This is a genomic window from Microcoleus sp. MON1_C1 (assembly GCF_036701945.1).
Classification (GTDB): Bacteria; Cyanobacteriota; Cyanobacteriia; order Cyanobacteriales; family Microcoleaceae; genus Microcoleus.
Map to the genome: position 1 here is coordinate 292,459 of NZ_JAUBRO010000001.1, position 15,267 is coordinate 307,725.

Consider the following 15,267-nt stretch of genomic DNA (forward strand, 5'->3'; position numbering starts at 1 on the left):
AAATAAAAGAATAGTTGCCGAACCAACTGCTTATCTCAAACGAAATTTAAAAGAGTTATTTCAAGGAGAAGTGCAAGCTAAACTTTCGATCGCAGAGTTTGTCGAGCGTTTAGCTAAAAAATGCCCGGTGTTTGAAACTGGCAAATTTCGAGAACAGGTTGAAGAAAAAATCTGTTTTCGCTTACCCAATCATTTATCCACTAGCACGGCTTTTGCTTTATTGCGCCTTGAGGATGATGGTTACATCCAGCTTAAAAAAGAGTCGGATGCCGATTTATTCATCTTTCCAAGTGCCGACAATGAAGCAGGATTTTCTCATATTATTTGGAGGGGAGTAGAACTATGACTTTTACAAAATTTGTTTGCTGGGATGTGGAGCGCGTTCGCCGCGTGATGGGTTTGGAAGCTACCCAAACAGCAGATAGTATATTTCTGGCAACTCACCATCCGATCGCCATGTACCGCCAGGAACTTATCGAAGTGCCGTCGCGAGTTCGCTACAGTGAGGAACAATTTCTCAAAGATTTTCTGGCTGAACAAGATTTCGCTTTCGTACCAGTTTTAGGAAGTTCTGGCACAGGAAAATCTCACCTGATTCGCTGGTTGGCCGCCAATATTGAATCGACACAGAAGCGTCGAGTTTTGCTGATTCCCAAAATTGGAACGAATCTCAAAGATATTATCAGTTTAATATTAGAAGGGATGGCAGGAGCAACCTTCGATGAATACCGGCAGCGTTTAAATCGAGCCACTAGCACCTTGACTGAAGCGCAAGCGCGGGAACAACTTCTGAATCAGCTTGCTGCTGCGGTTGGCCCAAATGGTCGGGGCGATCGCACTCAACTTTCTGATGAACAATATTACCTGGTTGATGTAATTGACTCTTTTTTATACGATCCATTTTTCCGAGAATACTGGCTAAAGGATGGAGGGATCGTCCATCAATTAGTTATCCACATTCTCGGACATCGAGATACGGTAGAAATTGTTGAAGAACGGCGGCAATTTTCGCTTGAGGACTTGCCTCTAAATGTTTTAGACTGGGCAAAAAAAGCTGGGAAGCAAGCACAGGATTTTTATGTCTTTTTAATCAACAATGAGAATATCCAAAAAGCCACTGTACATTGGTTGAACCGTCATTTAGATGAAGCGATCGCTCAGGTTTTGAGCCTCGGACGGGAAGACTTGCAAAGATTAATGCGAGAAGTTCGCGAAGCTTTAGCCGAAGAAGGAGTAGAATTAGTTTTACTGATTGAAGATTTTGCCAAATTTCAAGGAATTGACCGCGAAGTTTTAGAAGCAGTTTTAGCGAGACCGCAACAAGCCGGAGGCAAATCTTTGTGCGCGATGCGAACGGCGCTAGCTTGTACTACGGGATATTTTGACGGTTTGAGGTTAGATACTGTAAAACAACGGATTACTTTTAGCGTTAATCTCGATGTCGGTACAGTTGGAAAACAACAATCTTTAGTGAATTATGCAGATATCAAACAATTTGTGGCTCGATATCTCAACGCGGTGCGTTTGGAGGATAAAATAATTCAAGATTGGGCTAAGTCTCGCAATTATGAAGATTCAGATAAAACAGCACTAAGTAGTGCTTGCAATGAATGCGAACACAAACTAGCTTGTCATGCAGGCTTTGGAGAAGCGGACGGTTTTGGTTTGTATCCCTTCACGCCTGAAGCCTTAGAGCAGATGCTTGCCAGGGTAAACCCCGAAACTTTTAAACCTCGATTTTTGATTAGAGATGTTCTCAAGTGGACTCTAGAAAATTCTATTTCTGATATTGAGCAGGGAAATTTTCCTGCTATTTCTGTGCGGGAACACTTTGGCAATAGGTTGCTGGATACAATGTTTCAGAAAGATATTAAAGCCAAAGACCCACAAAATTACGATCGCCGCCAAACTCTCCTCGATTTGTGGACGGATAGTAACGAGCTTTGTGATTTTCGCCCAGAAATTCACTCCGCATTTGATATTCCTGCACTTGGCGTGAAGGTGCAGCAGACCAAAGTTCGACCCTCAGCTTCGCAGGCTAAAGACTCTAGGACTTCGGTTAGTAATTATCGAGTTGAGCCACAATCTCAAACTGAAAAAATTCCCGATAAGTTGGCGAATCAACTGCAAATTCTCGATCGCTGGAATAACCGAGAAATTCTCCCGCAGGATATCGGTGGAGAACTGCGACCGTTGATTTACTCAGCTATTGTTGAGCGGATAGAATGGGATACAGAAATGCTACTTCAGGGGAGTTTTGCTGCTAGCGATAGTAAATACTTTAAGCGCCGAAACTTAATTTTTTACAGCCCAAAAGTTACGAGGGAGACGATTTCTGGAGTTAAACTATCTTTTCCTCTTAATCCTGACGATCCTGATGAGTTTCGAGAAAGCGCGATCGCCTTCCAAGGCATTTTACAATACAACCATTACAAGCATTGGAAGTTCCCCGATGGCGATCGCTACTTTCGCACCTACGCCAAACAACTGGAAAAATGGAGTCAATATGTTGTTGACCAGATTCGCCTGTATCCCCGCGAATCTGGGGAACCCTGGAACCCTGTCCCTGCGGCAGTTGAGCTACTGGCGATCGCAGCAACAATGGCCGGACATCCTACAGATTCGATTGAACATTTGATTAATAGTTTGTTTCTCGATTTAGAAGCAAAAGATTTAGAAAATCGTTCAGCTACTTGGAAAAAGCTATTTACTAGCTTACAAAAACACCGCGAGGCTTTACTAGAAATTGTTACCAGTCGCACAGCTTGCACAAAAGGTAGCTCTCCGAGATTTCAAATTATTGATACTGTTCAAATTTTGGAACCTTTGAAACAGGTTAGCAAATCTTGGCAACCTCAATGTGAAATTCCGGCTGATGTTCGAGAGAGGTTTCCCGAAATTGATAAAGCGCGTCAAGCTGCGGACGAATTGCTAGAAAAAGCAATTCAAGAAGAGTGCGATCGTCAACTTGGTGTTTACAATTCTCTAGTAGCTGAATTAGGGGAAGACATCAAGAAAAAAGATGTTACCGATTTAGTAAAGCGGGCGATCGATAGCTCGCAAGAAGCTGGTGTATTTCGAGGAGGCAGAAAGAGTGTCGATGAGCTAAAATCTGTGTTGGAACAGTTTAATCTTGTTAAGCTTTCTAGCTATTTGGGAACAATGAAGCGCGTGCAAGCTGAGAAAGATAACCCCGATAGTAAACCGGGGAAGCTGCTTAAGTATCTCAGCGAAAATCATCAAAAAGCAATGACAGAGGCTTCCGAATTTGTCGGCAGCACTAACAATTTTCTTGATGCTTCTATAACCGAGGTGAATAACCGAATTGAAGATTTAGAAGTGTCTGGTGGTGCAACAGTAGAATCTTGCCATAGGGCTATTGAATATGGATTGGCTAAACTGCAAGAGCTCATTACTGAAATTAAAGGATAGAGCGTATGATTTTACAAAAATCCACTCAACTGATTAAGTTATCTCAAAAGAAATCTAATCTTCAGAAATATGCAAAAAATTTGCAAGGTTTTCAATCTAGACAACAACAGATTGAGCAAGCTGTCCCTGAAACTCTACCTCTTGTTCAATCTTTGAGAGCTTTTCGCCAAAAAGGAATTACCAATTTTCATTTAACTCAAAAGGCTGAGATTTTGCTGACATTTATTGCTAATGTTGAGGCAGAATTTAAAAAAAATCCTGAATGGATTATATCCAATGAAAATTTTAACAACAAAAAGAATTTCACTTCTAGGATAGAGCAATTACAAAATTCTCTGAGAGAGCAATTGAATCAATCTTGGTGGCTCTACCGAAATCAAAATAAGCCCAGCACTAATAATGAAATCCTAAATTTATTGGATAAAGTTTCGGCATTTAAGCCAACTGTCCAACGGATTAGAAGTTTAGATTCGCAAATTCAGGACTCAAACTCAATTCCCCAAAGCAGTGAGGATTTTGATAAAGTCGATCGGCTAATTGAGCAATTAAAGCAGTGCTGGGAGGGCTTAAATTCTGATGAGGTTCCTGAAGCAGTGCTTCGTTTTGTGAAAGAGGCTGCTAATGAGGGTGCTACCCGGGGACTTTTAACGCCAGAGGTAGAAGATTGGTTGACTAAACACCGTCTGATTGATTCTTTACGAATTCGCTTGACCTAATAAATGGTTTGCGATTGTCCAAGAAATCACTGACGCACCCTCCTGCATTTTATAGCGTACAGACAAAGTGCGATCGTCTTTGCTGTGGTAAGGTGCGTCAGCAGCAAATTGTTTGAGTTTTGTCAAATCTCTTGACTGACGCACCCTACTGCATTCTCTAACGTACAGACAAAATAGAACTTAAAAAGATTAGATTCTAGGGAACGTCGAGGGCGATATTGTGCGTGTAAATCGGCCGTCGAAAAGTTTTCAATAACTTTGAGATTGAGTTCGCCAGCCAAAGTTGCAATGTTTTCAAACCCAGTAATCCAGGCTGCATACATACTTTCGTATTTATCTATGTAATCATTGATATCTTGGTAGCCTGTCGTTCTCAAAATCACCTTTTCCGACATATAATCAAAGGACAATCGAAAATTCTCAACATTGTCACGAATTTGTTCTAACACAAATGTTACCTCTTTTTTGGCAAGCAAGGTTGTGTTGCCTTCCCACAAAAAATAGGTCGGTCGAGTGAAATCAAAATCACTCTGTTTCAGCAAGGAGATTAAACCGTCTTTTACGTAATCGCCGGGAAGGTAGCGAACATTAGCAGTAACTTTGTAAGCTTTGAGAGTTTCTTCTTTTAATTGAAGAGTCGCGCGGTCGTCTATTTCAAAATAAATCACTCCTTCTCCATTAATTCTAGCAGCGCGAGTATCCAAACCCGAACCTAAAATAACTACTTGTTTGCAACCTCCTAAAATTTGATTTGACAAAACATCATCAAAATATTTAGTTCGCAACTTAACCATTTCTTTAGCGGCGGGAGAGTTTTGAGCTATTTGGCTAGCTACTTTTTTTGTTTCCTCATTAAGCCAAATTTTTACTACATTATCAGTGTAGAGAGGAATTGCCTCTTCATTCTCTTCGGCTCTAAATTCCGCAACGATAAAAGCAGTACCAGTTACATTTTTCATGGCTAATCTTTCACCCTTACTAAGTAGTTGGTTACAAATAAACATTAGATGGGGACGGGGTGTTTACACCCCTAAACTCCCTTGCATCCTAGATTCTTAGCTAAACCCGCCTACAAAATACTATGGTTTTTGCCCTTACCTACTTATTGACTTCTCGCATCTGCTAAAGACTCATTGCTCGCTTCACCATCAGAATGCAGTTCAGCTTGGTGTATTTTATCAGGAATCAGTCCCTCCGGCCGCACGAGCATCATGACAACAAGAGTGAGGCCGAATAGAAATAAGCGCATTTGAATCGGGTCTAAACTGGTTGCCAGAAAGTCCGCTAACTGGGGAATTGCAATCCTGGGGAGTACAAAAGTATTCAGAAAACCCTTGAGGACTTGCGCTAATTGTGGCAAATAAAGTCGATCGGCAGACATGATAATAATAGCGCCCAAAATCACCCCGGTCATGTTGCCCAAACCGCCTAAAATCACCATACACAGGATGATTACCGACACCGAGAAATCGAAAACGCTGGGAAAAATCGCGCTGATATAGGCGGCGTAAAACGCGCCTGCAAAGCCCGAAAACGTCGCTCCCATCGCAAAAGCCGAAAGTTTAGTTTTGACTAGGTTAATCCCCATCGCACTAGCCGCTAATTCATCTTCGCGCATGGCATTCCACGCCCTGCCCAAGCGGGAATCTCGCAGCCGCGAAATCATGAAGTAAGCAAAGACAACTAGCAGCAAAATTAGGTAGTACCAGGGAAAGTAGTTGCCAGTGCTGAAAGTGCCGACAATGGGGAGAGATGGACGCCCGATCGGGTTTATTCCCGCTTCGCCGCCGGTGAGGTTAAAAGGTCGATCGCACCCAACCAGACACAGCACCAACTCGGGTTTCCCCAACAGGGAAGCAACAATCTTCGACACTGGTTCATCGATGCGAATCGCGGTTAAATTCCTAAACACAACCGGGATAATTTCGCCAAAACCGAGGGTAACAATCGCCAAATAATCGCCCTTGAGCCGCAGTGTGGGAATACCCAGGATTACGCCCGCGATCGCAGCTACACCGGCCGCTATCGGCAGTACCACCCAAAAGTTCCAAGCAATATTTAACTGCCCAGAAGATAGCAAAGCCGTCGTGTAAGCGCCGATCGCAAAAAACGCCGCATATCCCAAATCCAACAAACCCGCAAAACCCACAGTAATATTCAAACCCAGCGCCAGCATAATAAAGATTTGAATCTGTACTACAGTAGCAATCCAGCCAGTCTGAGCCTGAATGTCGATAAACGGAAACAGAATTAGAATAAAAGCTAATGTCACCAGAGTTGCCAGCCGCTGGCGTTCTCCCTGCAAACCCTGCAAAGCACCCATTAACGTAGCTGTCAAAATTGCGATCGTCAAACTGCAGATCCCGTACAGCAGCGTCGTCGGCAAAGCCACAGCAGATTGACCAGACAAAGGTCTAATCAAAACCCCTTCTAACACACTCGCAACTAACAGCCAAACTCCCAATCCCAATCCCGCTAAACTGCCGATGGCAGCACCCATTTTCGGGCTGTAAACCTTCTGCTCCCGACAGCTAATAAAGCCCGCCGCCGTACCCATCAGCCAGCCGATTACGGTGCCGCTCCAACCGCCGAATAACAAAACAGTCAAAGAGGCGATCGCCCCTAAAATACCAGTCGATTTGATCGCATTAATTATTTTTTTTGACATAGTAATAAATTATTAGTCATTAGTTATTAGTCAGCCGTCAGTAGTTAGATGCAAGAATGCTAGGAGTCGCAGTTATAGAGGCGACTGAGGCTGGCAGTCAACTTCTGCCTCCAGCAACTCCATCGACGGCTCTGGAAACTGCTGAGCGAGCTAGCTACAGTTTAGAGTCTTTTGAGAGCGATTGTTTCACCACAGCGATCGAAACTTCAAATATACTGGAACTGTTACCGCAACACACTTCAAACGGGCGATCGCTATATGGTACAAGCACCTCAAAAAACTATCACCCTCGACGAGTTTTTGCAACTCCCAGAAACCAAACCCGCTAGCGAATACATCAAAGGTGCGATTTTACAAAAACCTATGCCGCAAGGAAAACACAGCACTATTCAGGGAGAACTCATCACGAGGGTTAATGCAGCGGGCAAACCTCAGCGGATTGCTTGGGCATTTCCAGAACTTCGCTGCACTTTTGGCGGACGTTCCATTGTTCCGGATGTCGCTATTTTTGTTTGGAATCGCATTCCCCTAGAGGCTGACGGCGAAATTGCCAATACATTTAATGCTTACCCAGACTGGACAATAGAAATTTTGTCCCCAGCCCAAAGCCAAACCAAAGTCACAAACAATATTTTGCACTGTTTGAACGCCGGTTGTCAGATGGGTTGGTTGCTCGATCCCGATGAAAAAAACATTTTAGCCTATCCCGCAAGGCAGCAGCCGATTTCATTGCAAGAACCAACAGATATACTTCCGATGCCCAAATTTATGCCGGAAATGCAGTTAACTTTAGGCGAAGTTTTTGGCTGGCTCAAACCAGGGAATATTTAAAACGTAAAATAACCTAAAACGTAAAACGCGATCGCGCTCTCTCATACCCGACTTCTGTCTCTTCATCAAAGAAGCTCACACAAATTTATAAAATGTTTGTAGTGAGGGCTTTAGTCCTCAAAATTTTATGAGAACTAAAGTCCTCACTACAACCCAATCTCAAACATACTGCAACTTCAAACCTTTTCCTGAACATTCTCGCCCAACAAGCCGCCTGGCCGAAAAGCCAAAATCACCACCAAAACCCCAAACACCCAAGCATTAGTCCAGCGGCTTGACAAATACTGATCGCTCAAAGACGAAAGCAACCCTATCAAAACCCCTCCTAACATCGCCCCGACAATATTGCCAATTCCCCCCAAAACCGCCGCCGTAAAAGCCCTCAAACCCGCCGTAAACCCCATCGTAAAAACAATAGTATTGTTGTACAGACCAACCAGAATCCCAGCCGAACCCGCCAAAGCTCCCCCAATCAAAAAAGTCAGAGCAATAATCTGATCCACATTAATGCCCATAATTTTAGCGGCATCGCGGCTTTGAGCAGTTGCCCGCATCGCCTTTCCCAGACGAGTGTACTGCACAAACACATGAAGCAAAACCATCAATACAACCGCCACCACCAACACAATTAAATCTTTCGTAGTAAATACAATACTCGTTTGAATTCCCAAAGCTTTGAAAATATCAACTCGCGGTAACAAATCGGGAAAACTTTTCGGTGCAGCAGAATTAGAACCCATCACCGGAATAAAAGCTTTCAATCCTCCCCAAAACAGACCCATATTTTGGAAAATAAAAGAAACTCCAATCGCTGAAATTAAAGGAGCCAAACGGGGAGCATTTCGCAAGGGCCGATAAGCGTACTTTTCCACAACAATATTCAGCCCAGCACAAAACACCGAACATACAATTAAAGCGACTAACATTACCGGTATAGCAATACCTAAAGGTGCGCCATCTTGCATCCCAAAAGCCCCGAACACAGTTAGGGAAGCAAAAGCCCCCAACATATATAAATCGCCGTGAGCAAAATTGATTAACTCAATAATGCCATAAACCATCGTGTAACCCAAAGCAATAATTGCAATTAGCGCGCCGTTGACAAGACCCACTAATAATTGTTGGATAAAAACTTCAGGACTGCTGACTATTTGTCCAACTATTTTTGGCAAATCAAATCCTGCGATCGGGCCTAATAGCAAAACTATATAAACTACACCTAGATATAAGAGAATACTTTTCCAGTTCTTCATGTTTTTGAGTAATTGGGAATGGGGAATTGAGAATTAGGAAGGCGAAATAGGGAAGGGAAAATTGGAAAATTGGAATTGGGAAATTAAAAAAATTGAATGATTTTTCTCCCTTCTTGCCTCTTCCTTCTTCCTTCTTCCTTCTTCCTCTTCCCTCTTCCTTCTGATTAATTATTCGGTCTTGAGCGCATTCACGAACTCCCACTTGCCACCTTTAACAACATTTCCTGACATTGTAGTCAAGCTCGTGTCGCCGTTGGTGTCAAAACTCCAAGTGCCGAGTACCCCGTTAAAATCTTTAGTTGCCAAGACAGCTTCCCGGATAGCAGCGCGGTCATTTTTGCAAACTTTATTAATTGCGCCGATCGCCACTTTAGCAGCTTCATAGGCGTATGCTGCATAAGCTTCGGGTTCAGCATTATATTTTGCCTTGTAACTTTCGTACCATTTCGCACCCACACCAGTCAATTCTTGAGGAGGCAAGCCGCCAAAAGTAGCATAAACTCCTTGGGCATCTTTGCCTGCCGCGTCAATTAAAGCTTGATCTTTAATGCCGTCGGGCCCCATGAACTTAACTGCCTCAGGCGTCATTCCGACATTTCTCATGTCTTTAATTATTTGTCCGGTATTGCTCTGAGTAGTGCCACCGAAGTAAATCATGTCGGGATTTAAAGCTTTGATCTTATTCATTAACGCCTTGTAGTCGCTAGCTCTAATATCAATTCCCTCTCTTCCGAGGACTTGAATTTCCAACTTTTTAGCAGTTGCTTCAAAAACATCAGCGATGCCTTTGCCGTAGAGTTCTTGGTCGTCGAGAATGTAGACTTTTTGCACGCCTAAAGATTTCGCCCAGTTGGCAGCTACAGCCCCTTGAAGGTCGTCAGCGGGGACAACGCGGGTGAAATTACGAGTGCCTGCGGGATAATAAACGTTGGGTTCTTTGGCTTCGCCTTTTCCTGGTTTAGTCAGTCCCGGATAAGTGTTTGCCGGACTGATCATGACGATGTTAGCTTGGTTGAGCACGGGAATGGAAAGTTTGGCGGCACCGGAGTTATAGTGACCGATGACGGCAACTACCGAACTGTCAGCGACGGCTTTGTTGGAGTTCGACGTTACTTGGGCCGGGTCCCATTTGCCGGCGGCGGCGGTGGCGTCATCGTAAACTTCGTATTGGATTTGGATTTTGCCGTCGCAAGCTTTCGAGTCGGTTTCGGCGAGTGCTTGTTGGATGCCGTTGACCATTGTTTGAGATTGACCCAAGGCGCTGCCTGTCATCGGCAGCATGGAGACAATTTTGACAGTATTTGGGTCTCCGGGGCTGCTGACTGCGACGGGAGTGGCTGCGGGACTGGTTCCGGGGCTGGCTCCGGGTGTTGTAGCGGTTGGTGCTGGAGGATTTTGACAGCTAGCGCACAGAGAGGCTATTCCGGCGGCAAAAAGTAATTTCCGCAATCCTGCGGCGCCGAGATTCTGTGTTGAGTTGATTTTTGGGGGTGTGGCACTTTGGTCCCCTGAGTTCTGGGAAAAGTTCATAGGTCGGTTCGTTTGTTGGTTGCGTTTTAGCATATTTCCACTCTCTAAGTCCGTAAGTCAAGAGTTAGCACAGATTTTCAAGTTTTACGTGAACTCTTAAAGATACACCGCTGCCACAAGCTTCTTCTCTCGTTCCCGCGATCTTCCTGGGAAGGCGTACCAGACCAGGAAACGAGGCAGAGCCTCGGTCAATGGGTTTCCAGGAGATTCCGGGGAACCAGTTAAAACCTGTTCAACCCGTTAAAAACTAAAAAAGAAAGGAAAATACAGATTTCCTTTCCCTTTCTCAACCCTCCAGCGTCAAATCAGCTTGATTGCGAGATTAAAGACGAATCCCTTTTTTCTTTTGAGGGCTCGGCACTAAAATATTCATAATTAATCATTACTCTAACTCCTTTAACGGTTCAAACACCAACAGTGAATCGATCGCCCGTAGAGCCTCCGACATTCGCAGCTCGTGCGTTCCTCCCACAGTAATATACCGCTTTCCTTTCTGCTGAAGAACCTCCACAAACCACTGGTGCATAATCATCCGTAAATGTTCGCTTTCTCGCGTTCCATCCTGAACAAACTCGAAATCCGGCTGAGTCAAAATATACAAATCGCAGCGGCGACTGTCTGCAATTTGCTGGAGTGTCGGGTGTTCCGAACCAAGGTAACGTTTGTGCCAAATACAAGTAGCTAAAGAATCTGTATCGCAAATAACGACTTTGTTAGCGCGAGTAGCAATATCGTCTTCTATAGCAGCTTGTTTCTTGGCAATTTCTACAAATTCATAGCTGTCCCAAATTTCAGGATCGGGCGAATATTGCCTGCCTTCCCAGTAACACCTGCCGTATTCGGGAACCCAAGCAGTTTGGTAGTGCTGTGCGAGCGATCGTGCTAGGGTAGTCGTGCCGCTCGATTCTACACCCAGCACGCAGACTCGTTTGGCAAAGTAGGCTTTGGCTGGGGGAGTCAGCATTTGCCAGTGTTCGGCTAGGTGCGATCGCAATTGCGTTCCAGAAATCGGAAATTTGAGTCGTTCGCGATCGACTGCACAGTGTTGAGCTCCCATCAGTTTTGCCCAAGGTTCGCCGTAATCTTCTGAAGTAAAAGCGATATCGGGTTTTCGCCCGGAAAGCACCTCAAGAGTCCTCTGAGCCCAAGGTTCGGGAGATTCCGGTAAATCGTCGAGCACTTCGATAACTTCTGCGTCGGGATGCAAAAACCGAATCCAGTCGGCTCTAACGGTTCCTGCAACTGCTTGATTTGTTTTGTAACAGGCGAGAACGATTAAATGGTCAACCTTCTTTTTAGCTTCTCGAATTAAGTAGTCGTGTCCTTTATGGAATGGGTAAAATTTGCCTACAGTAACACCGAGTATCATAAAGATTGCTGCTTTTTTAACTTTTGTTCCGAGTAAATCCGCTGAAAGTTTTGCAGTCCGTAAATTGCCATCAACAAAAAAATCGCGTACAAAATACTCGTCAAATATAGTCCCCGCGAGGCATACAAGGGAACGTAAATCGTGTCTGCAACAATCCACAAATACCAGCTTTCGAGATAGCGTCCCATCAGGTACAACTGGGCGATCGCGCTTAAGATGGTTGTCAGGGCGTCCCAAAAGGGTGCTGCTCCGCCCAAAGATATTAATACTGTTCGCAAGCCAAATACGCCAACTGCAACTAAGACTGCGGTGAGGATGAGCCAGCGTTGAGAAATTCGACATACAGGTTTTTCTGTGCTGTTTTCGCCGCCCCGCAGCCAAATATAAATTGCTTGCAAGCTCGTGATTAAATAGAAGGATTGAAGCGCTACTTCGCCGTAAAGTTTAACTTGATAAAACACCGCACCGTAGGCTATAACTCCGATTAAGCCGATCCACCAGCCTACGGGATTGTTTTTAGCAAGCAGCCAAACGCTCCAAGCAGAAGCGATCGCGGCTATCGCTTCGATTAAGTCGAGTTGGATAGGGACAAACCGCTGCACTGAAAGCAGGAGCACGAAGATGCTTGCTGCGGAGCCGATTAAGTTCGGCAGGTTCGCTTTTTTCATGGCAATCCCTATCTCGGCTGGCTATATGGACTGCGAAATCAAATCCGCATCCTTCTTTTCTTTTGAGCGATCGACACTAAAATCTTCATAGTACGATCGCTCAGTATTCACATCCCACAAATCGTGCTTTTCGCCGAGAATATTTCTCACAGCCAGCATCCCCGTCAGCATGGAATGGTCTTGGTTGTTGTATCGGTGCATACCGTTTCGCCCGATCGTCTGCAAATTCTCAATTCCCTTCACAAAACCTTCAAGTACCTGCAAGTGTCCTCGATATTCGCCATCATAAACTGGATAAGCTTTGGGTTGCCGTATGACAACTCCATCTTCAACCTCGGCCGTTGTTGCTAAACCCAAACCAACCAACTCGCGAGTTGCTAATTCGATAAGTTGCGCGTCCGACATTTCCCAAACCTCGTCGCCTACGCTACAGAAATATTCCATTCCCAAACAACTTTTGCTGGCGTCGGGAACTAAAGCGGCGCTCCAATTCTTAAAGTTTTGAATTCGTCCCACTTTGACTTCGGGGGAGTGAATGTAAATCCAGTTGTCAGGAAACAAATCCTTGCGATTGACAATCAGTGATACAATCAAAAAATCTCGATATTTGAGCGATCGCGCGGCGTGCAATACCTCTTCTGGTGGCTGCGGTTTCAGTCTTGCTACCAGTGCCGATATCGGCATACTCGTAATGAAATTATCCGCAGAATATTGAATTAATTCTCCGTTTTGCTCCGCAGTAATACTTTTAATCTTATTACCTTCACGCTCAAAGCTAATTACTTTAGTATCCAGATAAACTTTGCCGTCTTTATTCTCCACAGCTTCCGCGAACTTTTCCCACATCATCCCCGGCCCCAAAGCCGGATAATCAAACTCTTTGATTAATGTTTTAGTGTCGTTGCTGCCAAACAAAGCATTAATAATTGCTGTCGTCAGCGACAATCCTTTAATCCGCTGCGCCGCCCAATCTGCTTGGATTTCCGAACAAGGAATGCCCCACACTTTTTCAGTGTAAGTCTTAAAAAATGTTTTATACAAGCGTTCGCCAAAACGATTGATCACCCACTGTTCAAAAGTTTTTTCTTCCGTAAGCGGCCAAATTCTCACTTTCAGATAACTCAAAATAATCAGCGCACTCTCAATTATGCCCAAATTAAAGAGAGTATTAAACGCACTGATCGGATAGTTAAAAAATTTACCTCGATAAAAAATTCGCGACAATCGTGGCACTTTAATAAACTCATTTCCCAGTACCTCTTGCCACAACTGCTGCACGGCTTCAACTTTAGTATAAAAGCGGTGGCCGCCAATGTCGAAACGATAGCCTTTGTAGGTTTCGGTGCGAGCTATTCCCCCAACTTTATCACCTTTTTCTAGTACAACAGGGATAATGCCTTGCTTGACGAGCTCGTAGGCAGCCGTCAAGCCCGCAGGACCTGCACCCACGATCGCAACAGGATAATGTTTCACTCAGCCTACCTCCAGCTTTTTTATCGAAACTATACAGTTATTTATAACTTGTCAAAGGGATAGATGCACCCGTGAATACCCTGAGAAACTCTCGATCGACCTGATGTTTAAGCACAATTTGCCTTGATTTATTGAGCCGATACTGGCAAGCTAACTTTGCCAGTCACAGGCTTTTTTTGGTATAAGTAGCGACCAGTGCCGATCGCGAATGCCAGTCCGCTGTAAAAGTAGAAAAGCCAGTGCCACGGAATAGTTTTCAGGGCAAATAGGATACCGTGTTTACGGTGAAAAAATCGGTAAAGCGGTGCATTAATTGCTACCAGTGGTATGGCCAGCAAACCAGCCAGTAGCAGAAAGCTCAGCGACCAGCAGGTTCCCAAAATTGCCAGCAGGACTGCATAAGTTAAAATCACGCTGATGCGGTTTGAAACTTGCAAGTTGAGGTCGTTATTCAATTTGCGATCGCGCCAAATCAGTTCTGTCCAAGGCAGTGCTCGGTAGAAAAAGTCAGCTTTCACCATGCCGATCGGTTTCCACTGCTTTAAATGTTTCACCTGCAATGTTTTGCACAGCCGAATGTTATAACCTGCTTGTTTCAAACGGTAGCCGAACTCAATATCTTCGATCGAAGCTTGGCGGTAACTCTCATTAAAGCCGCCCATCTGCAAAAAAATTTCCCTGCGAATCACTCCGCAAGCTCCCCAAAAAGTCGAAGCTTCTTCGTTACCTGTTTGGTGCACGTAGTGGTGCAGCAAGTTCCTGTACTGCGATAGAAAATCAGGATCTCCAGGAGCATCGTCGTAAGAGCCAATGAAAGCAGCTAAGTAGGGATTATTTTTGAACACCGATATTGCATAGCCCACAGCTTCTGGACAAACAGCTACATCAGCATCCACAAAAAATAGAATATCTCCCTTTGCAGCTTGGGCGCCCAAATTCCTTGCCCGCGCTGGCCCTCCGCATTCGGGAATCCTGATGACTTTGGCGCCGAATTCCTTGGCCAGACGCCAGGAACCGTCGCTTTCGCCATCTGCTACTACAATAATCTCCATCGGCCTGGGCACAGCTTGAGCCAGTTTTGACAAACAGGTGCGGAAGTAAGCGCCCCCGTTGTGGACTGGGATAATAACGGATACAGTGGGGTCGGCGGTAGAAATCATTACCTAAATTTTTTAAATGGCAGGGGCTAAAATTTGCTGGAATTTTATTGGTGCTACTTTACAAAGGGTAAAATCAGCTCTACTTTTTTATTTATAACTCGATTTCTGTTTGTCTTCAACTAGATTTTTGGCTGATATTTTTGATTTGATTTTCCCCATTCTTACCT

Annotated in this window: 14 protein-coding genes; 5 read left to right on the forward strand and 9 right to left on the reverse strand. The window is 44.5% G+C overall.

Annotated features, from left to right (window positions below; translation table 11 throughout):
- The first annotated feature begins 70 nt into the window (after positions 1-70).
- The 3 genes from QUA62_RS01115 to QUA62_RS01125 are packed head-to-tail and all read left to right on the forward strand — an operon-like array spanning position 71 to position 4,148.
- The gene (locus QUA62_RS01115; protein WP_333402009.1) at positions 71-346 is read left to right on the forward strand and encodes a hypothetical protein; all 276 of its coding nucleotides are present in this window, start codon (positions 71-73) and stop codon (positions 344-346) included.
- The gene (gene dpdH, locus QUA62_RS01120; protein WP_333402010.1) at positions 343-3,432 is read left to right on the forward strand and encodes a protein DpdH; all 3,090 of its coding nucleotides are present in this window, start codon (positions 343-345) and stop codon (positions 3,430-3,432) included. The genes QUA62_RS01115 and dpdH overlap by 4 nt, the downstream gene beginning before the upstream one ends.
- Before the next feature lie 5 nt (positions 3,433-3,437).
- A complete protein-coding gene (locus QUA62_RS01125) occupies positions 3,438-4,148 on the forward strand; it encodes a hypothetical protein (protein ID WP_333402011.1) in 711 nt (236 codons plus the stop codon).
- Here QUA62_RS01125 and QUA62_RS01130 read toward each other — a convergent pair.
- The 3 genes from QUA62_RS01130 to QUA62_RS01140 all read right to left on the reverse strand — a co-directional run bounded on the left by QUA62_RS01130 (position 4,128) and on the right by QUA62_RS01140 (position 6,816).
- Positions 4,128-4,274 (reverse strand): hypothetical protein, encoded by a 147-nt coding sequence (locus QUA62_RS01130; protein WP_333402012.1) that lies wholly within the window; start codon positions 4,272-4,274, stop codon positions 4,128-4,130. The two genes, QUA62_RS01125 and QUA62_RS01130, sit on opposite strands and share 21 nt — an antisense overlap.
- On the reverse strand, positions 4,271-5,107 hold the full coding sequence (locus QUA62_RS01135) for a class I SAM-dependent methyltransferase (protein WP_333402013.1): 837 nt from the start codon (positions 5,105-5,107) through the stop codon (positions 4,271-4,273). Before QUA62_RS01135 ends, QUA62_RS01130 begins: the two co-directional genes overlap by 4 nt.
- 143 nt (positions 5,108-5,250) lie before the next feature.
- Complete coding sequence (locus QUA62_RS01140; RefSeq protein WP_333402014.1) at positions 5,251-6,816, reverse strand: ABC transporter permease subunit; 1,566 nt, start codon at positions 6,814-6,816, stop codon at positions 5,251-5,253.
- Between the two features lie 56 nt (positions 6,817-6,872).
- On the opposite strand from QUA62_RS01140, the gene QUA62_RS01145 reads away from it, so the two are divergent.
- Entirely contained in the window at positions 6,873-7,145 is a 273-nt protein-coding gene (locus tag QUA62_RS01145) for a hypothetical protein (protein ID WP_190656224.1), read from the forward strand.
- On the forward strand, positions 7,075-7,647 hold the full coding sequence (locus QUA62_RS01150; protein WP_333402015.1) for a Uma2 family endonuclease: 573 nt from the start codon (positions 7,075-7,077) through the stop codon (positions 7,645-7,647). Before QUA62_RS01145 ends, QUA62_RS01150 begins: the two co-directional genes overlap by 71 nt.
- Positions 7,648-7,823: 176 nt before the next feature.
- On the opposite strand, the gene QUA62_RS01155 is transcribed toward QUA62_RS01150, so the two are convergent.
- The 6 genes from QUA62_RS01155 to QUA62_RS01180 form a co-directional block, all read right to left on the reverse strand.
- Positions 7,824-8,900, reverse strand: coding sequence for a branched-chain amino acid ABC transporter permease (locus tag QUA62_RS01155; RefSeq protein ID WP_333219772.1), 1,077 nt, complete (start codon positions 8,898-8,900; stop codon positions 7,824-7,826).
- 168 nt (positions 8,901-9,068) lie between these two features.
- Positions 9,069-10,463, reverse strand: coding sequence for a branched-chain amino acid ABC transporter substrate-binding protein (locus QUA62_RS01160; protein ID WP_333402016.1), 1,395 nt, complete (start codon positions 10,461-10,463; stop codon positions 9,069-9,071).
- Between the two features lie 349 nt (positions 10,464-10,812).
- A complete protein-coding gene (locus tag QUA62_RS01165; RefSeq protein ID WP_333402017.1) occupies positions 10,813-11,799 on the reverse strand; it encodes an AAA family ATPase in 987 nt (328 codons plus the stop codon).
- Positions 11,796-12,467: a nicotinamide riboside transporter PnuC gene (gene pnuC / locus QUA62_RS01170; RefSeq protein WP_333402018.1), complete on the reverse strand. Its 672-nt coding sequence runs from the start codon at positions 12,465-12,467 to the stop codon at positions 11,796-11,798. The genes QUA62_RS01165 and pnuC overlap by 4 nt, the downstream gene beginning before the upstream one ends.
- A 21-nt stretch (positions 12,468-12,488) precedes the next feature.
- Positions 12,489-13,940, reverse strand: a complete 1,452-nt coding sequence (locus QUA62_RS01175) for an NAD(P)/FAD-dependent oxidoreductase (RefSeq protein ID WP_333402019.1) — start codon at positions 13,938-13,940, stop codon at positions 12,489-12,491.
- Positions 13,941-14,068: 128 nt separating this feature from the next.
- A complete protein-coding gene (locus QUA62_RS01180; RefSeq protein WP_333402020.1) occupies positions 14,069-15,100 on the reverse strand; it encodes a glycosyltransferase family 2 protein in 1,032 nt (343 codons plus the stop codon).
- Between the last annotated feature and the right edge of the window lie 167 nt (positions 15,101-15,267).